Source organism: Nonomuraea sp. H19, assembly GCF_052068215.1.
Classification (GTDB): domain Bacteria; phylum Actinomycetota; class Actinomycetes; order Streptosporangiales; family Streptosporangiaceae; genus Nonomuraea.
The window spans coordinates 375,430-392,443 of the sequence record NZ_JBQHCV010000002.1; the positions used below are offsets into that span (position 1 = coordinate 375,430).

16 protein-coding genes and 1 pseudogene are annotated in these 17,014 nt (G+C 68.0%); 7 read left to right on the forward strand and 10 right to left on the reverse strand.

Annotated elements, in window-relative coordinates; translation table 11 throughout:
- Positions 1 to 606: 606 nt before the first annotated feature.
- The gene (locus tag ACTMTI_RS05395; protein ID WP_441118487.1) at positions 607 to 753 is read right to left on the reverse strand and encodes a hypothetical protein; all 147 of its coding nucleotides are present in this window, start codon (positions 751 to 753) and stop codon (positions 607 to 609) included.
- A gap of 348 nt (positions 754 to 1,101) precedes the next feature.
- Positions 1,102 to 2,277, reverse strand: coding sequence for a glyoxalase superfamily protein (locus ACTMTI_RS05400; RefSeq protein WP_441118488.1), 1,176 nt, complete (start codon positions 2,275 to 2,277; stop codon positions 1,102 to 1,104).
- A 395-nt stretch (positions 2,278 to 2,672) separates the two neighbouring features.
- On the opposite strand from ACTMTI_RS05400, the gene ACTMTI_RS05405 reads away from it, so the two are divergent.
- Complete coding sequence (locus ACTMTI_RS05405; protein ID WP_441118489.1) at positions 2,673 to 3,095, forward strand: hypothetical protein; 423 nt, start codon at positions 2,673 to 2,675, stop codon at positions 3,093 to 3,095.
- A gap of 121 nt (positions 3,096 to 3,216) precedes the next feature.
- Here the strand turns inward: ACTMTI_RS05405 and ACTMTI_RS05410 are convergent, their stop codons facing one another.
- From ACTMTI_RS05410 to ACTMTI_RS05425, 4 genes are all read right to left on the reverse strand, one after another.
- Positions 3,217 to 4,287, reverse strand: coding sequence for a hypothetical protein (locus ACTMTI_RS05410; RefSeq protein WP_441118490.1), 1,071 nt, complete (start codon positions 4,285 to 4,287; stop codon positions 3,217 to 3,219).
- Between the two features lie 221 nt (positions 4,288 to 4,508).
- A complete protein-coding gene (locus ACTMTI_RS05415; RefSeq protein WP_441118491.1) occupies positions 4,509 to 6,299 on the reverse strand; it encodes an FtsX-like permease family protein in 1,791 nt (596 codons plus the stop codon).
- A gap of 5 nt (positions 6,300 to 6,304) precedes the next feature.
- Positions 6,305 to 7,045: an ABC transporter ATP-binding protein gene (locus tag ACTMTI_RS05420; RefSeq protein ID WP_441118492.1), complete on the reverse strand. Its 741-nt coding sequence runs from the start codon at positions 7,043 to 7,045 to the stop codon at positions 6,305 to 6,307.
- Positions 7,042 to 7,554 (reverse strand): PadR family transcriptional regulator, encoded by a 513-nt coding sequence (locus ACTMTI_RS05425; protein WP_441118853.1) that lies wholly within the window; start codon positions 7,552 to 7,554, stop codon positions 7,042 to 7,044. Before ACTMTI_RS05425 ends, ACTMTI_RS05420 begins: the two co-directional genes overlap by 4 nt.
- Before the next feature lie 309 nt (positions 7,555 to 7,863).
- Between ACTMTI_RS05425 and ACTMTI_RS05430 the strand changes: the two genes are divergently transcribed.
- Complete coding sequence (locus ACTMTI_RS05430) at positions 7,864 to 8,922, forward strand: TolB family protein (RefSeq protein WP_441118493.1); 1,059 nt, start codon at positions 7,864 to 7,866, stop codon at positions 8,920 to 8,922.
- 120 nt (positions 8,923 to 9,042) lie between these two features.
- On the opposite strand, the gene lgt is transcribed toward ACTMTI_RS05430, so the two are convergent.
- A complete protein-coding gene (gene lgt, locus ACTMTI_RS05435; RefSeq protein ID WP_441118494.1) occupies positions 9,043 to 9,873 on the reverse strand; it encodes a prolipoprotein diacylglyceryl transferase in 831 nt (276 codons plus the stop codon).
- A gap of 112 nt (positions 9,874 to 9,985) precedes the next feature.
- On the opposite strand from lgt, the gene ACTMTI_RS05440 reads away from it, so the two are divergent.
- Positions 9,986 to 11,122, forward strand: coding sequence for a sensor histidine kinase (locus tag ACTMTI_RS05440; protein WP_441118495.1), 1,137 nt, complete (start codon positions 9,986 to 9,988; stop codon positions 11,120 to 11,122).
- Positions 11,122 to 11,754 carry a response regulator gene (locus ACTMTI_RS05445; RefSeq protein WP_138715474.1) on the forward strand — a complete coding sequence of 211 codons (633 nt, stop codon included), beginning with the start codon at positions 11,122 to 11,124 and terminating at the stop codon, positions 11,752 to 11,754. The genes ACTMTI_RS05440 and ACTMTI_RS05445 overlap by 1 nt, the downstream gene beginning before the upstream one ends.
- A 170-nt stretch (positions 11,755 to 11,924) precedes the next feature.
- Here ACTMTI_RS05445 and ACTMTI_RS05450 read toward each other — a convergent pair whose 3' ends face one another.
- Positions 11,925 to 12,704, reverse strand: a complete 780-nt coding sequence (locus ACTMTI_RS05450; RefSeq protein WP_441118496.1) for a L,D-transpeptidase — start codon at positions 12,702 to 12,704, stop codon at positions 11,925 to 11,927.
- 187 nt (positions 12,705 to 12,891) lie between these two features.
- On the opposite strand from ACTMTI_RS05450, the gene ACTMTI_RS05455 reads away from it, so the two are divergent.
- The 3 genes and pseudogenes from ACTMTI_RS05455 to ACTMTI_RS05465 form a co-directional block, all read left to right on the forward strand.
- The gene (locus ACTMTI_RS05455; RefSeq protein WP_441118497.1) at positions 12,892 to 13,752 is read left to right on the forward strand and encodes a hypothetical protein; all 861 of its coding nucleotides are present in this window, start codon (positions 12,892 to 12,894) and stop codon (positions 13,750 to 13,752) included.
- Between the two features lie 528 nt (positions 13,753 to 14,280).
- Complete coding sequence (locus tag ACTMTI_RS05460; RefSeq protein WP_441118498.1) at positions 14,281 to 14,928, forward strand: hypothetical protein; 648 nt, start codon at positions 14,281 to 14,283, stop codon at positions 14,926 to 14,928.
- A gap of 30 nt (positions 14,929 to 14,958) precedes the next feature.
- A pseudogene (locus tag ACTMTI_RS05465) lies at positions 14,959 to 15,270 on the forward strand (IS701 family transposase); the annotation flags it as partial.
- A gap of 39 nt (positions 15,271 to 15,309) precedes the next feature.
- Here the strand turns inward: ACTMTI_RS05465 and ACTMTI_RS05470 are convergent.
- Positions 15,310 to 15,738 carry a hypothetical protein gene (locus ACTMTI_RS05470; RefSeq protein ID WP_441118499.1) on the reverse strand — a complete coding sequence of 143 codons (429 nt, stop codon included), beginning with the start codon at positions 15,736 to 15,738 and terminating at the stop codon, positions 15,310 to 15,312.
- A gap of 374 nt (positions 15,739 to 16,112) precedes the next feature.
- The gene (locus ACTMTI_RS05475) at positions 16,113 to 16,451 is read right to left on the reverse strand and encodes a MiAMP1 family antimicrobial peptide (protein WP_441118500.1); all 339 of its coding nucleotides are present in this window, start codon (positions 16,449 to 16,451) and stop codon (positions 16,113 to 16,115) included.
- Positions 16,452 to 17,014: the final 563 nt, after the last annotated feature.

Consider the following 17,014-nt stretch of genomic DNA (forward strand, 5'->3'; position numbering starts at 1 on the left):
CCCTTCCGTGAGGGTAAGGCAGAGCGAGGGGCACGAACTATAACCAAGATCTTGCTGTCCGCATGGATGAGCCTAATGATCGAATGATCAGCCGTGTAGCTGAATCGGACAGAAGGCTCAGAGAGTATTGAGTTCGCACTGCACGGCGGGATGACCCTTGCGGCGTAGGTATCTGGTGCCGTCCTGAGGCCGGGCGAGCACGGCGGCTCCGCGACCCAGTTACATGATCACGGGACACGGCCTAGTGCGGTGACCACGCGATAGCCAGGGCGAGTGTCCCCGACCCGGACGCCGTGATGATCAGCGCCCGGCGCACCCGGATCGACTCATGCCCGCCCCGGCGCACAATCTGCTGCAACCGGCGTCCCTCGTCCTCACTCAACCGCCGCGCTCTGACCGGCTCTGCCATCCACATACCTCGCCCTCCAGCTGCGGCGCTCCCGCTGAGGAACGGCTTTCCGCCCGGTGTCTCCGGTGGGCTCGTCCCCAAAGCTGAAAGCTGAACCGCCACCCTGGCCTTTGGGCTAAAACTTTTATGGATCACCAGCGGTGCGACCGCGGTAACTCCCGATGAGCTTTCGGCCCGTGGCAGTACGACCCGTAGTATTAATTGGACCAGGTGTAACCGTTGGTGGTGGCCTGGCCTCCGCCAGGCGTTTCGACCACGGCATGGGCCGGGCTCGCGAATGCGATGCCAGCGGCAATAATCGCCGCGGTGATGAGCATTTTCTGTGCTCTGATTTTTGAAGCCACGGGACACCTCCGAATGCGAAATTTCAGGCGATCCTGGTCTCGCCAAGGCTCAACCGAAGTGATCGTACATAAGTAATCGAATCACGACAAGGCTACAATTTGGGACATGTCCCATTGTGTAGATTACTGTCGGCATTACCCCATATAGCCCTGATTTCTCGTGATCTTCCTAATCGCCGTAACTGTTCCGGAGACCCGCGGCCTGCTAGCCGTACTCCTCCTCGCCCGGCCACGCTCGCTCGAGGAGGTCCTGCGCTGGTCCGCATGGCGCCGTCGCCGCCAAGCGATCGACCGCCGCTGCCACTACCAGCGCAGATCTCCACCATGACCTCAACCTGCTCCGGAGTACTAGCCCGACAGCACCGCCACGTCGAGGAGCCGCTCCAGGGCGGTCCGGGTCGGCAGGTGCGACAACAGGTGCCTGACGTTGCGGTCGGCGTGCCGCCTGTCTTCTGGATCGCGGGCGTCCATGGCGAGGTGGAGCTGCCCGAACACGTAGTTGCACACAGCGGTGACGCCGCCCCGGAAGATGCCGGGATCCAGCAGCGGGAGCGAACCGGCCGCCTCGCCGTACCCCTCGACCATGGCACGCGCGCCGGCCACGTTCACGCCGCCGGAGGGGTCGACGGCCCAGTTCATCAGGGCCTCGCCCAGCTCCCAGCCCGGCGGCTGGCCGCCCGCGTGCTCCCAGCCCACGACGATCAGGCGGCCGTCGGTCCCGAGCCGCGCGTTCCCCGGTCCCAGGCTGTTGTGGCTCAGGACGGGTTCCGGTGTGGGCGCGTCCTGCCCGATCGTGCTCAGCTCCACCAGGGTGGGCACCGCGGCGGTCAGCTCGTCCGCCCAGGAGGCCTGCCTGGCCCGCGCGATCGCGGCCAGTTCCGGCCAGGTCGTGTCGGTGAAGCGGAAGGCGTGCCAGGGGCTGACCCGGTCCACCGGCAGGGCTAGCCCGTGGACGGTGGCCAGGACCGTGCCAACCGAGCGGGTAACCGCGGCGCTGGCCGGGGCCACCAGTGGCGGCCCCGGGTGCCGCCACTCGCGCACCCGCCAGCTGTGCCCGCCGATCGACTCGACGACCGCGCCGGAGCGGCTGCGGACCGGGGTGGGGAGCAGGACGCCCGCGGTGGCGGCAGCCAGCTGCAGGTCGACGTCGGTGTCGGCGTCGACGATGGGATGCCAGGTGTCCATGGTGCGGACCGCCCAGCGGCCCCGGTCGGTTTCCAGCGACCACTGGCGGCCCATCTCGTCGGCCCTGGCCAGCGATCGCATCTCGCCGGTCACCCGGCCAAGGCCATAGCGCTCGGCGAGCTCGTGGGCAAGTGCCGGGGCGGCTGTTGCGGCACTGCCGCGCCTGCGATCGACCTCGGCCTTCAGCTCGGGCCAGTCGCGGAAGCCGTACTGCCGGGCCAGGGCGGTCTGGGCGGCGGCCAGCGAGACCGACGGGCTGCTGTCGCGCAGGCCGGCCAGCAGTTCCTTGGCCTGGCGGCGCAGGTGGTCGAGATTGGGGTTGTCGGGGAGCGTCTTCACGGAGAACACCTCGCTCTTCACCCGGACTCGCACGGGCTGGACAGAGCTGTGGCATCCGTCGCTCAACCGAACAGAACGGGGTGGCTTCAAGCCTTCCGGCGAGTCTCGGCGCGATCCCCTGCGCGCTCCGCTCGACAATAACCGCAGCAAGACCGCACGTGTCAAGACCTCGGCCATTCCAGACGAGGACATGGATCGGCCATGCGAGGTGGTCCTACTTGAGAGGTGCATCCCGGCTGAGGTGCTCAGTCGAGCCATCGAAGAAGTTGCCGCCCTCGCCGGACACGCGGGAGCGAGCTTTCGACCCGACCGTCAGCGAAACGACTTTTACGTGGGCGGAGGGTGCCCCCACGAGAGGATGATGTACGGAGATCACGAGAGAAGGGCAGGCGCCGATGAATTCTGCCCCCCAACCCGAGGCTCTGGACGCTATGCCCGACGTGCCGACCTCGCTGTTGCGACTGGCGGAGACGCTGGTGATGCTGGCCGCCTCCGCCGACGAACAGGTCGCGTGGGCTGCCCGGCACCAGTGGCACGCGGACGAATTGGCGCTCGACTTCGACTGGGCGCACGGGTGGGTGCCATGGAGTGTCGACGCACGATCACCGGCACTTTTGCCCCCGGTGCTTCACGACCTGTTGCAGCGCATCGACGACTGCTTGGCGGAGATGAGTGGTGAGGACAACGCCGACAAGTGGACCCCCGAAGGGCTCGCCACCGATCCCGGATGGGCCGCGGTCCGGCATCTCTCCTGCCAGGCACTCACCGAGATCGCCACGCTGGGTCTGATCGCCATCCCCTCGCCGGCGGATCTGTAGAAACAACCAAGGTCTACCGGGAACTCACGTGGACGTATGCGAGGTGGTCGCCGAGGCGGGCGACGGATCCCAGGCCGATACGCCCTCCAGGGAGCGGCCGACCTCGGCTACTACGGTGTCGTCAGGATGCTCGACGCGACCGCGGAACCGGCTCGGCAGTGACCGCGTTGGGCAGGAACAGCGCCCCGAGCGCCAGCCCGATCAGCCCGGCGATGACCGGCGCGCCGGTCCACAGCTCGGGCACGGCAGGAAGGCCGCCGCCTGTGGACGAGGCGACTCCGATGTACAGCGACCAGGTGGCGAAGGCCGACAGCCCGGCGAAGGCCCAGTAGGCGGCGCGCCGCTCACCCGACGGTCGCAGCCAGCGGATCAGCAGGTCGCTCACGAACCCGGCGGCCACGAACGACAACAGGATCGGCAGGTTGCGGAACGCCGCCTGGGCACCCGGCATGAGCACCATGATCGTGTACACGACGGTCACCGAGCCGAACGGCAACAGCCAGCGGCGCACCAGGAACAGCACAGGGCTGAGCATGATGACGTTGGTGATGACCATCGCGACGGCTACCTGCGCGGCGCCCGGGCCCACCGCCACAGGGCCGCCGCCCCGCGGGCCGCCGCCGCCCGCGTTCTGCAGCATGGACAACGCCCGGACGATGCCCTCGGGGCGGTACTGCATGGCGTCGCCGTACGACAGGAACAGCGACACCAGCGTGGTGGCGAACGCTAGTCCGAGCAGCGCAGGCAGCAGGCGGCCGAGCGAGGGCCGGGTGCCGACGTCGGGGGCGTTCCACGCCGAGCGCAGCGGTGTCGTGATGATGAGCATCATCGTCACGACGAGGCCGAGGTGTGACGGGCTGAAAAAGATGTCAATGGTCGTCTCGATGCCGAGGATGGTGTGCCACATCATGTCGGCGAACCCGAAGGCGGCGAACGCGGGAATCGCTACCAGCCCGGCGAGATAACCGGTGGGGACGGCCGCCAGCCCCTGCCGGCCGGCGCGCACGTTGCGCCACACCTGCCAGATGATCCAGCCGGAGACCACAGCGAAGCCGGAATAGAACACCGCGTGCCATGGAGTGAAGAACGTCTCCAGCTCCGCCCCGTTGCTGTGCGCCCAGGCGTCGATCATCAGTCCGACCCCGAACCAGATTCCGAGCAGCGCCGTCACGAAGTCTGTCCTGGGGGACACCCATCCGCGGGGCTCCCTCGTGTCCGCCATGAATCGCCGAGCGCCGGCGGCGTCAGATGCCACTTCGTGATTCCTTTCCGTCGATCAAATCGATTCATTCAGACGCCGGTGGCCGAGCGCCCGTCGGCAAACGCTGGTGGGGCGGATGAGGTCTCTACGGGGTTGGGCGGGCCTCGGTCCGCTGAGCGCCGCTGCCGTCGGCGCCTGCTGAGCGGGGCCGGTCAGGCTGTTTCGGCGCTGAGGGCCTGCGCCACGGGCCGGCGGGCCGCCAGGCGTGCGGGCAGGGCGGTGAGTGCCGCCGTCGCCAGGAGGGTCGCGAGTGCGGCGCCGAGCAGCCAGGAGGAGGGGGGTTCCACTGCATTCCTGGCGGCGAAGAGCGAGAGCAGGCCGACGCCCAGAGGGACGCCGATGACGGCACCGGGCAGGCTGGGCAGGAGCTGGGTGATGGAAAGCCCCGCGGAGATCTGCCCTGGGGTGGCGCCGAGCGTACGTGCGATGGCCATGTTCGCGCGGGCCTCTATGGCAGTGGTCCAGGTGAACGTGATGGTGTTCACGACGGCGAGTGCGATCAGCAGGATGGTGACGGCGAGCATCAGCTGGCGGTCGTGCTCGCCCCGCAGGTTGGGCAGGGCGGAGGAGCCATCCAGGCCGTAGCCCCTCTCCGGCTGGGCGTAGAGGGTCAGCAGGGCGACGATCGCGATCATTGTGGTGGCGGTGGAGCACGCCTGCAGCACGGCGCGGCCCGGCCTGCGGGCGGTCAGCCGCAGCCCGAGCAGCAGCGGCGTGGGCAGCAGCGCGGACAGCGCGGTGAGCCAGGGTCGGTGACGGGGCTGGTGCGCGGTCGCGGACAGCGCCGTGACGGTTGCCGTACGCATGGCCCGCAGCGTGGGACGCAGCGTGGACAGCACCGCCACCGCCACGGCGAGTACGGTCGCCGCGACCACGGTGGCGCCGGTCGGCCCGGCGGCGTCGCCGATCCGGCTGGCGGTGGGGCTGGCGATGGCGGGCACGGTCAGGCGGGCGATCACCAGCCCCAGCGCGTCGCCGACCAGCGCCAGCGACAGGTACTCGGTGAGCAGGACAGTGGCGATCAGACCCGGGGTCGCGCCGACGGCCTTGAGCAGCCCGGCCCGGCGTGTCTGCTCGGCGGCGCGTCCCGCGGCCAGCGCCGCCACTCCGGTGATGGCCAGGAAGCTGAGCAGCCAGCTACCGACGACCAGGATCGGTTGACTGTTTCTGAGGATGACCATGTCCTGTTTGGCGGTGAACTGCCAGGAGTGGACATTGATCCTGATGGTGGAGCCGCGGTGGGCGTCGCGGAAGGCCTCGGTCGCGGCGGGGTCGCGCAGCTTGAGGTCCAGGGCCAAGGTCACCGGGAGATCTTGGGACGACGCCAGGGCCCGGGCATCTGATCGGGTCATCCAGGCCAGGCCGCTGTAGTCGCTGGGGCCGCCGCCCGGCCCGATCTGCGCCGCCCAGGGGTAGATGGAGGTGGCCGCGGTCACGGCGATCCCGACGACGGGGTACGACCGGCCGGCGATGGTGACGCGGTCGCCGACGCCGACGCCCAGCGCGGTGGCGAAGCCGCGTTCGAGGACCGCGCCGCCGGAGCGTACCCAACGACCCGAGATCACCAGCGGCCGGTTGACCGCGCCGGACGTCTCGGCGAAGCCCTGCACCACCACTGGGGACGACGTGGAATCGCGCGTGGTGAGGTCGGCGTAGACGATGCGATAGGGGCCATGGTGGGCGACTACTTCGGGAGCGTCTGCCAGCGCGGCCAGGGCCGAGGTCACGGCGGGGCCCGTGTCGCCGGAGAGTGCCACCACATCCGGCCCGGCGGTGGCCGCGCGGGTCTGCTCGTACAGCGCGTCGCTCACGCCGCGCAGGGACAGGCCCAGAGCCAGCGTGGCGGTGGCCACGGTCACCGCGAGCAGGAGCATCGCGGCCTGGGCCTTGTGCCGCCGCACGTCGGCCAGCACCAGACGCACGACGAGCACGATGGAGCCCATGACGTTCAGCCCTCCAGCCCGATCAGCCCGCCGAGCCCGCGCGTGTGGGAGCCGGCCAGCCGGGTGTCGTCGACGAACATCCCGTCGCGCATGGAGACCAGCCGATCCGCCGTGGCCGCCACCCGCTCGTCATGCGTGACGATCACGAAGGTCTGCCCCACGGAACGCAGTTCCTCGAAGATCCTCAGCACATCGAGGGTCGCCGCGGTGTCGAGGTTGCCGGTCGGCTCGTCGGCCAGGACGACCAGCGGGTCGTTGACCAGCGCGCGAGCGATGGCGACCCGCTGACGCTGCCCACCGGACAGTTGCGACGGCAGATGCCGGCCACGGTCGGCGAGCCCGACCCGTTCCAGCAGCAGGCTCGCGCGCCGCCTGGCCTGGCGGCGCGAGCGCCCGGCCAGCAGCGCGGGCAGCTCCACGTTCTCGGCCGCCGACAACTCCTCCACCAGATGGAAAGCCTGGAAGATGAACCCCACCGACCGGCGCCGCAGCCGCGCCAAGGCCCGCTCGCTCAAGGTGTCGATGCGCCGCCCGGCCACCCACACCTCCCCACCGGTGGGCCGCTCCAGGCCACCCAGCAGGTGCAGCAGAGTGGATTTCCCGCAGCCGCTGGGCCCCATCACCGCCAGCGTCTGTCCCTGAGGCACCTCCAGGTCGACCTCGTCCACCGCGCGGACCCGGCTCTGCCCCTGACCATGCGTCTTCACCAGGCCGCAGGCCCGGACCGCGGCACTTGACACGTTCATCCACCCTCAACTTCGTCATCGACCTTGGACCAGGCCCGCTCACAGGCATCCAGCCAGCGCAGGTCCGCCTGCAACCGCAGCACGACCCCTTCCAGCAGCAAGCCGGCGCTCGATCCCGCCGGCTCGGCCAAAGCCGCGTGCTGCGCCTCACGCAAGCGGCGCAGCAACTCACGGCGCTGCGCCGCCACCAGCTCCACCGGGTCGGCCAGCCGGGCCGCGGCGGCAGCGGCGAGCTTGAGATGAAACTCCGCCAGGTCCGGTTTCGGCCAGCCCACCTCGGCCAGCCAGGCGGCCACCCGTTGCTGCCCGGCCGGCGTCAGCGCATAGACCTTGCGCTCCGGCCGCTCGGGCAGGCCGTCCGCCCGCTCACAGACAAGGAGCCCCGCTTTTTCCAGCCGGGCCAATGTCACATAGATCTGGCCGGGGTTCATCGACTCGCCCAGCGGGCCAAGACTCCGCCGCAGCCGAGCGCGCAAGTCGTACCCGTGCGACGGTTCTTTGGCGAGCATCGCCAGCACTGCGTCTTGCACTCCGCCCCCTAACGGTTAGCCAATAGATAGCGGTTAGCTGCAAAAGGTGTCAACTGCTGTACGCCTGGACATGCCGGCCCCTGGCTTGGATCCGTCCACATGGCGGACGAGGGCGAGGTCGGCCCTCTGTCCGAGCTGCGGGGCAGAGACGGCGCGCGTTTGTCATAGGAACACCGCTTGAATGTCTGGCTCTGATGAGTCTCCATGAGCTGCCACGGCGGGCCCGGGGTGGACCTAGCATGACCTTCCTTAGTAAGGCTTCTCTTTCCGACAGCCAGGAGAGATCGCATGCTCGGTCGTTCCGTGTCCAGCCTGGTGGGCGCACTCGTGCTCACCACCACCACTGCCACAGCCACCGCCTCGGCTGCTGTGCCCGCGCCCCAGCCGACCAAAGGCCCGTTACCTGGTGTAACGGAACGGAAGGGAAACGACCAGGTCGGAAAGGGTCAGGCCGCGGTCGTCGCCGACCTGAACGGCCGCCCTGTCCAGTTCACGTCCTATAGCACCGTCAACTTCCAAACTCGGGGTAACCCGTTCGTGCTGTGGGCGTGGCAGCCGGACCGGCGGCGGTTCATCAAGACCGACTACGGGGAGGTCGCGGTCTCCCCCGACGGACGCTGGACGGTCGCGCATCTGGAGTCGCCAAGAGAGCCGGGCAAGGACCGCCTGCGGATCCTCGACCGAACCACCGGCAAGAGCCGGGACGTCGCGATCCAGCTCACCGAGTACACCCCTGCCGACACCGAGAACGGCGGCATCCAGTATCCCCAGATGCGCTGGCCCCGGTGGTCGCCGGACGGCCGGAAACTGCTGTTCACTGTCAGCTTGGCCCGCCAGGGCGACCGCTCGGCAGGAGTCCTGATCCTCGATCTGCCTGACTTCACGCCCCGCTTCATCAAGATCCACAAGGCGCTGGTCACTGTCGGCGGTTTCGAATGGAACCACGACGGCACCCGCTTCCTGGTCAGGCACGGCAGGCTCGGCGGCACGACCGTCCGCCTGTACGACCTCCAGGGCAAGGCCGCCAGGGAATATCAGGTGCGAGGCAGGCCGGGCGGTGACGGGCGCGGGGTCTTCTCTCCCTCCGGCAAGCGGTTCGTCACCGCCTGCCTGCCGCTGGAGAAGGCCGCCTGTGTGTGGGACGCGGTGACCGGCAAGGCCGTGACGAGGCTTCCCATCGTCGCGGGCGCACGGCCCACCACCCTCGGCTGGTACGACGAGAAGCACCTGCTCATCTCCACCGCGGCCGGCATCGGGATCGTCGACCTGAAGGGCCGGGTTACCGAGACGCTGCTCAAGCTCGGCAAGAAGTCCGAGATCTACCCGCACTTCAGCGCTCTGAAATAAGGCCCTGACTCACTCTCGAATCTGATCTTGTTTTACAGCGCCCTCGACGGCGCAGGAGCGCCACCTGCTGCGACGACAGCCGGCGGGCTGGCCGACCACCCCCACGTGACGCTTCCCCCGTCACGCATGTCCATGAGGAAGCCCGCCGCCTGGTCGATCCGCTGGAGCGACCTTTCGCGTGGCGGTGAGGTACGTGACTGCAGCCGTAAAGGCGAGCAGTGCGGTCCAGTCGTTGAGGCGCAGACCGAGGATGTGGTGGGTGGGGTCGATGCGGAGCCACTCGATCCAGGCGCGACCGGCGGTGTAGGCGGCGGCGTAGAGCGCGAATGTCCGGCCACGGTCGAGCCGGAACCGCCGTTCGGCCCAGACGACGAACCCCGCCACGCCCAGGTTCCACAGCGACTCGTAGAGGAAAGCCGGATGGTAGGTGGCAGTGGATTCCATACCGGGTGGCCGATGGGCGGGGTCGATCTCCAGCGCCCAGGGCAGGGTTGTCGGCCTGCCGTACAGCTCCTGATTGAACCAGTTGCCCCAGCGGGCGATCGCCTGCCCGAGCGCGATCCCGGGCGCGACGGCGTCGGCGAAGTCGCGCAGCGCGATGCCTCGCCGGCGGCAGGCCAGCCACGCGCCCACCGCGCCGCCCGCGACGGCGCCCCAGATGCTGATCCCGCCCTCCCAGATCGCGAACGCGCGCAGCGGGTCGTCGCCGGGGCCGAAGTACTGCTGCCAGTCGGTGGCCACGTGGTAGAGCCGGGCACCGACCAGGCCGAACGGCACGGCCCAGGTGGCGATGTCCCCGACCGTGCCAGGCTCGCCGCCGCGAGCGACCCAGCGGCGCTGGGTCACCCAGATGCCGACGAGGACGGCGAGCAGCATCAGCAGGGCGTAGGCGCGGATCGGGAGCGGGCCGAGGTGCCAGACGGCTTGGGTCGGGCTGGGGATGGCGGTCACGCCGTCGAGTCTGGTTCCGGCACGGCGGCGCCCGCATCGAGCGGAATGCCGATTACGTGATCAGTCGACTGGTTGATGCCGAGCGGACGGGTGGTTGATTATCGTCGGCGGTGTGGAGTCCTGGGAGCGGTCGCGGCGCCGGTGGCAGCACGCCTTCTTCGCCTCATGGCTGGTGCTGACCTCGGCTGGACCCCTGACGGAGGCGGGGCAGGTACTCCCGGTGGTGCTGGTGGCCGGGCTGGCCGCTTGGTATGCGGTGTGGTTCGTGCTGCGCACGCCGCCTCCGGATGACGTGCCCGCGCCATACGTGCTCGGCGGTGGGTTGCTCTGGCTGGGGCTGTTCGCCATCGATTCCTCCTTCCTGGTGGTCGCGCTGAGCGTGCTCGTGCCGTACTGCATGGACGCCGTGCGGGTCGGGCTGGTCGCGGTGGTGTCGTGTGCCGGGGGCTGGCTGTGGCATCGTTTCCACGTGACCGGGTCGATCACCTGGGCCGAGATCGTCATCGCCCCGCTGATCGCGATCAGCGGGGCCACCGCGGTCGGGTACATCAGCTCGGTGTCCCGGCAGAGCGCCGAGCGCAAGCGGCTCCTCGACCGGCTGCAGGCCGCGCAGGAGGCGCGGGCGGCGGCCGAACGGCAGGCGGGCGTGGCGGCCGAACGGCAGCGGCTGGCCCGCGACATCCACGACAGCCTGACCCAGGGGTTCGCCAGCGTGGCGATGTTGCTGGAGGCGGCCCAGGCGACCCTGCCGGACAACAAGCACCTGACCCAGGCGCTGCAGGCGGCACGGGAGAACCTTGCGGAAAGCCGCCGGGTGGTGAGAGCGCTGCGACCCGGCGAGCTCGACGAGGGTGGCCTACCGGAGGCCCTGCAGCGGCTGTCCGGCCGGCTGTCGGATGAAACCGGTATCGACGCGCACACCGTGATCACCGGCAAGCTCCGGCCGCTCGAAGCCCAGGCCCAGGCAGAGCTGCTGCGCGTGGCGCAGGAGGCGGTCGCCAACGTTCGCCGCCATGCCCGCGCCGAGCAGGTCACGCTGACCCTGTCGTATATGGAGGACCTGGTCGTGCTCGATGTCCACGATGATGGCGACGGTTTCGATCCCAGGCGGGCCGCCTTCGGGCACGGCCTTTCGATCATGCAGGAGAGGATGGAGCAGCTCGGCGGCACGCTGCTCGTGGAAAGTGCCCCGGGTGCGGGCGCCACAGTGGTGGCCAGCCTCCCAGCGGTGGCTTTGAGCGGGGCATGATGACCGTCCGGGTCCTGATCGCCGACGACCACCCGGTGGTCCGCGACGGCATACGGGCGATGCTCGGCACCCAGGACGACCTGGAGGTGGTCGGCGAAGCGGTCTCCGGCGCAGATGCGGTGCGGCTGGCGCGCGACTTGCGGCCCGACGTCACCCTGATGGACCTGCAACTGCCCGAGATCGACGGCGCGACGGCGATCAGCCGGATCCGCGAACATGACCCAGGCGCCAAGGTGATCGTCCTGACCACTTACGACACCGATGGCGACATCTCACGCGCCATCGACGCGGGAGCCATCGGCTACATGCTCAAGGACGCCGGCCGTGAGCAGCTGTTCGACGCGATCCGGGCGGCGGCGCGAGGGGAGAGCGCCCTGTCGCCGGCGATCGCGACCCGAGTGTTGTCGTGGGCGCGTGCCGATGCTCCCGATGCCCTCAGCGGTCGGGAGGTCGAGGTCCTCGGCGCGGTTGCCCAGGGAATGAGTAACAAGGCCATCGCCGCCCACCTGTGCATCAGTGAGGCCACGGTCAAGACCCACCTGCTGCACATCTTCGCCAAGCTTGGCGTGGACGACCGCACCGCCGCAGTGACGGTCGCCGCTTCCCGCGGCATCATCCGGCTGGGCGGTTAGCGGCTTCAGCTGAGATCAGCGGTGAGCCGGCCGCGCAGCCGTACCGGATCGAGCTCGCGCGACTCACGCTGAGGCTTGGATCAGCGGCGAGTGGGTTCCGAACGAGGGCGACGGCCAGCACCCAGCAAGCGTCGACAGTGGCGAGGACCCGTTGGCCGCCGCCCTCGTCCTCAGGGGGCGATCAGAACCGGAGTCCCCAGCGGCAGTCCCGCCAGCACCTTGAGCGCGTGGGCAGGCACCCTGATGCAGCCGTGCGTGATCGCCTTGCCGAACACCTTGCGGTCCGGCCAGCCGTGGAAGGCGACTGTGCCGGGACCGCCGCCGAAGGTGTCGAGCGTCGGCGAGTGCGTGCCGAGGGGCAGGATCAGCGGGCTGTAGGTCTTCTTCTTCGGTGACATCAGGGCCAGCAGGAAGGTTCTGCCCACCGGGGTGGGGGTCTCCGTGCCGCCGATGGCCACTGTCCAGGTGCCGAGCTTCTTGTTCGCGTTCATCACGGTCAGTTGCCTGGTGCTCAGCTTGACAATGGCACGGTAGTGGCTGCGCGCTTTCTTCAGGCCCTTGGCCTTGATCCAGCCGGTCACGTGGTTGGGCTTGCTGGGCAGGAGCACGCGGTACCAGCCCTTGCGCGTCTCTACCACAGGGACCCAGGTCTGACTGCCGAGCTGCTTGGCCGGGAGGGTGGCCGCGGGCTTGCCGCCGGGCTGGGCGTAGACGGGCACCGTGCGTGCGGGATGGACCACGATGCCGCTCAGCTTGCCGTAGGTGTCGGTGTCCTGTGGGAGGCCGCTCAGTTCCGTGTACGTGGTGGCCTGGGGGAGTGCGGTCGCCGTGACCGAGGCGCTGGCGGCGAGGGTGGCGGGCGAGGCGGCGACGCTGGCGGGGGTCGAGGCGATGAGGCTGATGGTGGCGAGCGCGGTGCCGATGAGTCGGCGGGGGGCATCGAGCGGCACGTTCGGCTCCTGGGTTCTCTGACACTTACGACATGAACGTAACCTTCTGGCCCCGTTAGATAACGGTTTGGAACGTTTGAAGATCCTCGGCCATAGGTGTGACATTTTTACACAGATGAGCCCTTTGAGGCTCCAGCTCTCTCATACACCCAGAGGTGCGGTCGTGACACCCCCCAGACTCTCTTTAGTGCATCGCTGGATCACAGCGGCACTCCTGCTCGCAGTGGCAGCGTTCACGGTGCTCGCCAGCTCCAATACGGCCTCAGCTGGAGCGGTCCAAGGCAAGCCGCCCGGCGACAACGGCGACGTCAAGATCCACAAGTGGACGACGCCGGAGGACGACCAGCGCAACGAGCCGCGCGTGTGCGTGTTCTATCTGGTCGGGTTCAACTTCGACGCGGCCGAGCAGGTGAGCTGGAAGATCAAGTCCTGGCCGCCCACGGGTGACAGGACCACGGTCAAGAGCGGCACCCTCGTGCTCGACAAGGATGGGCATGGCCGTACCGTCGACATGACCCTGCCGAACGGGCACTACAAGCTGTTGTGGGACTTCGCGGGCAAGCATGGCGCGCCCAAGCACAAGGTGTTCTGGGTCAAGTGTGCGCCGACGCCGACGCCCACGCCGACGCCGACGCCGACGCCGACGCCGACGCCCACTCCGACGGTCACGCCGACGCCGACGGTCACGCCGACGCCGACGGTCACGCCGACGCCGACGGTCACGCCGACGCCGACGGTCACGCCGACGCCGACGGTCACGCCGACGCCGACGGTCACGCCGACGCCGACGGTCACGCCGACGCCGACGGTCACGCCGACGGTCACGCCGACGCCGACTTCCACACCCACTGCGACGCCCACTCCCACGCCGACGCCCACCTCGACGCCGAGCAACACGCCGACCCCCACCCACCCTGGTAAGGGTGATCACGGGACGGTGACCCACGACTGGATCGAGTGGGACGCGGACGTCACGCAGACACCGGACGAGCCCAAGCCCGCGCCCACCCCGACGCCGGTGAAGACTCACATCCCGGTCACTGGCTGACACACGAACCGAACGACTGAGGGCCCGGATCAACGCGATCCGGGCCCTCCGTCGTCTGCTCACCTCCAGAGGAGCATGCGCACCATTTCGCGATCTTTGTCGGTGCGGAGCACCAACGAGATTTGGCCCCACCATCGTGACTTGGAACTCCTATAGCGACGGCGAGCCGCCACTCAGTTGATCATCTAGCTGGCTGGAACTGATAGCTAACTTTTCGCTTGTCGCACCTCTGGCGAGCCACAAGGTAGTGATGCGTTGCGCCGCCTGGCCGCCTTCCCATGACCCCACCTTCGCGTCGCCGTCGATGGGCGCGGACCTGGACGATGAGGGAAACTCCGGCGCGGCGTCGAACCAATGGTCGTGTAGTGGCATCCAACAAGATCGCAGCATCAGAAGGGACTCATGTGATCATCCGGTTGAGCGGCACCTTCCGGGCAGGCAACCATGGCACCTCAATGGGCCTTTCACTAGGCGACCGGGGCTGCGCATGACGCAGGGTGCCCTCGCAGCCGTGAGCGTTTCCCAGGCATGGTGATCCGCAAACGCTCCCCACGCTCCACGCAGCGAATCGACGTGACCTGCCTTCCCGAAGACGTCGTGGCGCTCATCGACGCCCTCGAGCCTGGTGAGGACCTGGTCCTCACGCGTGACGGCGCGTCGATCGCGACGATCTCCAGCACCATTGACCTGGTCCAAGGCGCCATCGTCGATCGCGACGCGCCAGATGAGGCCAACGATCAAGCACCGATCGACTACGAGAGCGTGACAGTCGTGGCCACCGCGATGGAGCTGTCGACCGCGGCTCGGGTTGCGCTGTCCACCCAGCTCGGGGCGGACTACGTAGTGCTCGATATGCATGCAGCTCCCGCGACAACCGACGTGCTGCTGGTGCCTCCAGGCAGCCCGCAGTTGATCGCAGCGCTCCGATCGATGTTCCCGAAAGCTCGCATCATCGTCACCGAAATCGAGGACCACGAACTCGGAGTTCAGTACCACGGCCCAGTCCGACGACTACTTGACGCCGGTGCTGATGCGTACCTACCTCCGGCGACCCTCCCACTCCTGGCCAGGCAGCTCGACTACACACTGAATCAAGGGCGCGAGATCGCTGGCGGGGCCGCGACACCACTGCAGATCGCACCGACCGTGGAGCCGGCAGATCCAGACGACGAATGACCCCGCGCCTCTTCGCCGGGCCGCTCCGCGCAGCCGGGCCGCCGCTGGCCGCTGATCCGCCGCCACCGCCGCACCGGCGAGATGGCCTTCTTCCGCTGCTACGCACCCCGCCCGGTGCCGCTGCCGGTCTTGGTCAAGGTGGCCGGCACGCGCTGGCGCATTGAGGAGTCGTTTCAGACCGGCAAGGGCCTGACCGGCCTGGATGAGCATCAGGTCCGCACTTGGACCTCCAGGTCTCGGTGGACCACTCCGGTCATGATCGCCCATGCCTTCGTCTTGCATTGGTCCCGCTGGCGGCGCCGCCATCAGGCACGCGCCCGAACCAGCCATTACAAACGACAACCGCTTCTGAGCTATGAAGATCAGGATCTGCGGTTGATACTAGGAGATCTCTTTGAGAAGCTCGGCGAGGATATCCTGCGCCTTGGCATGGCCGGCTTCAGCCGCGCGGCGCATGTATGGGATGGCCTTCAATACCGCGTCGCGTTCGTAGTCTCGTTCGTAGAGTCGATCGCTCAACTCGACCATCGCATCGACGTTGCCCGCCTCGATCGCTTGGAGGTAGACCTCGTCGATTTCCTCCGCATCGGCCACCTCGGCCAGCACATCGATGTAGTTGCTGAACGAAATCGTGTCGCTGCGGTCGACGTCGAACGCGCGTTGCAGCAGGTTTATCCCTTCACCATGTGGCACTTGCAGGTCATAGAGTTCGAGGGCAGCCAGTTGGCTCAGTAGTCCGACATCATCGGGGGTGTCCTGGAGCTCCTTGCGGCAGCGCTCCTTGAGCTTCTCGATGTCGGCTTCGTCCATGTCCTCCAGCCTCACGGCCCCTCCAGAATCGTCGGGTGATCACGACACCCTAAGACGCCAGGGCGGGGTGCAGCCACCGATCAACGGCAAACGGGACAAAGGCTGAGTGACGGCCCCCGGGGTGCCTCAGTCGTGCAGGCAGATACACGGCTTGGCACGTGATCAAGCGGCTGACCTCTTCCTTATCAGCTCGACCACCCTGCCCGTGGCGGACCTTCCGGCAGGCTTGGAGACGAGATCAGAGTGAGAGATCATCAGGTGTTGTGCCGTCAACGTTGCCGTCAGTCCGATGCGCGGAGCCGTCGCCTGGTTCTCCCCCGTCCTCCTCGTAGCTGCCGATCCCGGGGCGAGGTCGTCGTGTCAAGAGGCGGGCGTCAGCACACCTTGAAGATGCTCTTCCAACCGACGACCGTCTTCTGCTGCGCGTTGCCCTTGGTGGGCAGCGTGAAGTGCACCGGCCCTCTGGCGTTGATCTGGTTGTGCATTCGGCCGGCCTGGCCGGAGCCGTACCACTTGTACGACCCGCGGTAGCGGAGGTTGGTCGTGCCGCACGTGCTGATGACCTGTGTCCGGCCGGTGAAGCCCGGCCCTTCGTAGGCCACGTACATCGAGCCGGGGGCCGCGGACATCGAGGCGTTGGCGGCACCGCCCATGATGGTGACCAGGGCGGCGGAGATGGCGGAGACGAGGGCGATTCTCTTGATGCTCTTCACGGCGATCCTCCGGATGCGTCTCAACTAATTACCAAAAGTATTCTTTATGTCACTTTGAGTAGAGAAGTCCCGGGACGCTTACCAATCGCGCGGGCACAGAGCCCGAACGCCGCAGCCGTAGATGCTCGGTAGCAGACGACGAGCTTGGGCTCGCCGCAGGAGCGGGCAAGGGACCGTCCCTTTCGTAGGTTTTCCTAACGAGAGGAACATATGGACCAACACTTAATCGTCGCTTGCGCCCCAGTTACACCACACGTGACAACTGGGTGTAAAGCCACCGTGCGGGGCACTCGGCGACAACGGCGGTGATCACCCGGTGGGCTGGGGCTGAGGAACGAAGTCCCGGCCGGTCGATCGCCCCCAACCCCGTGTGATGGCCGGCCACAGCCTGGCGATCGCCGTGCTGCATATGTGCGGCGGCGGCGCGGAGGGGAGGAGCGATCTTGCTCGATCTGCGGAGACGCAGCTCATGGCGCACATCATCGATCTCGATCCAAGCGTGGCCGAAACCGCGTCTCTCCCGTGTGGATATGCCGCCCGCAGCGCCTCGAAAGAGATCCGTG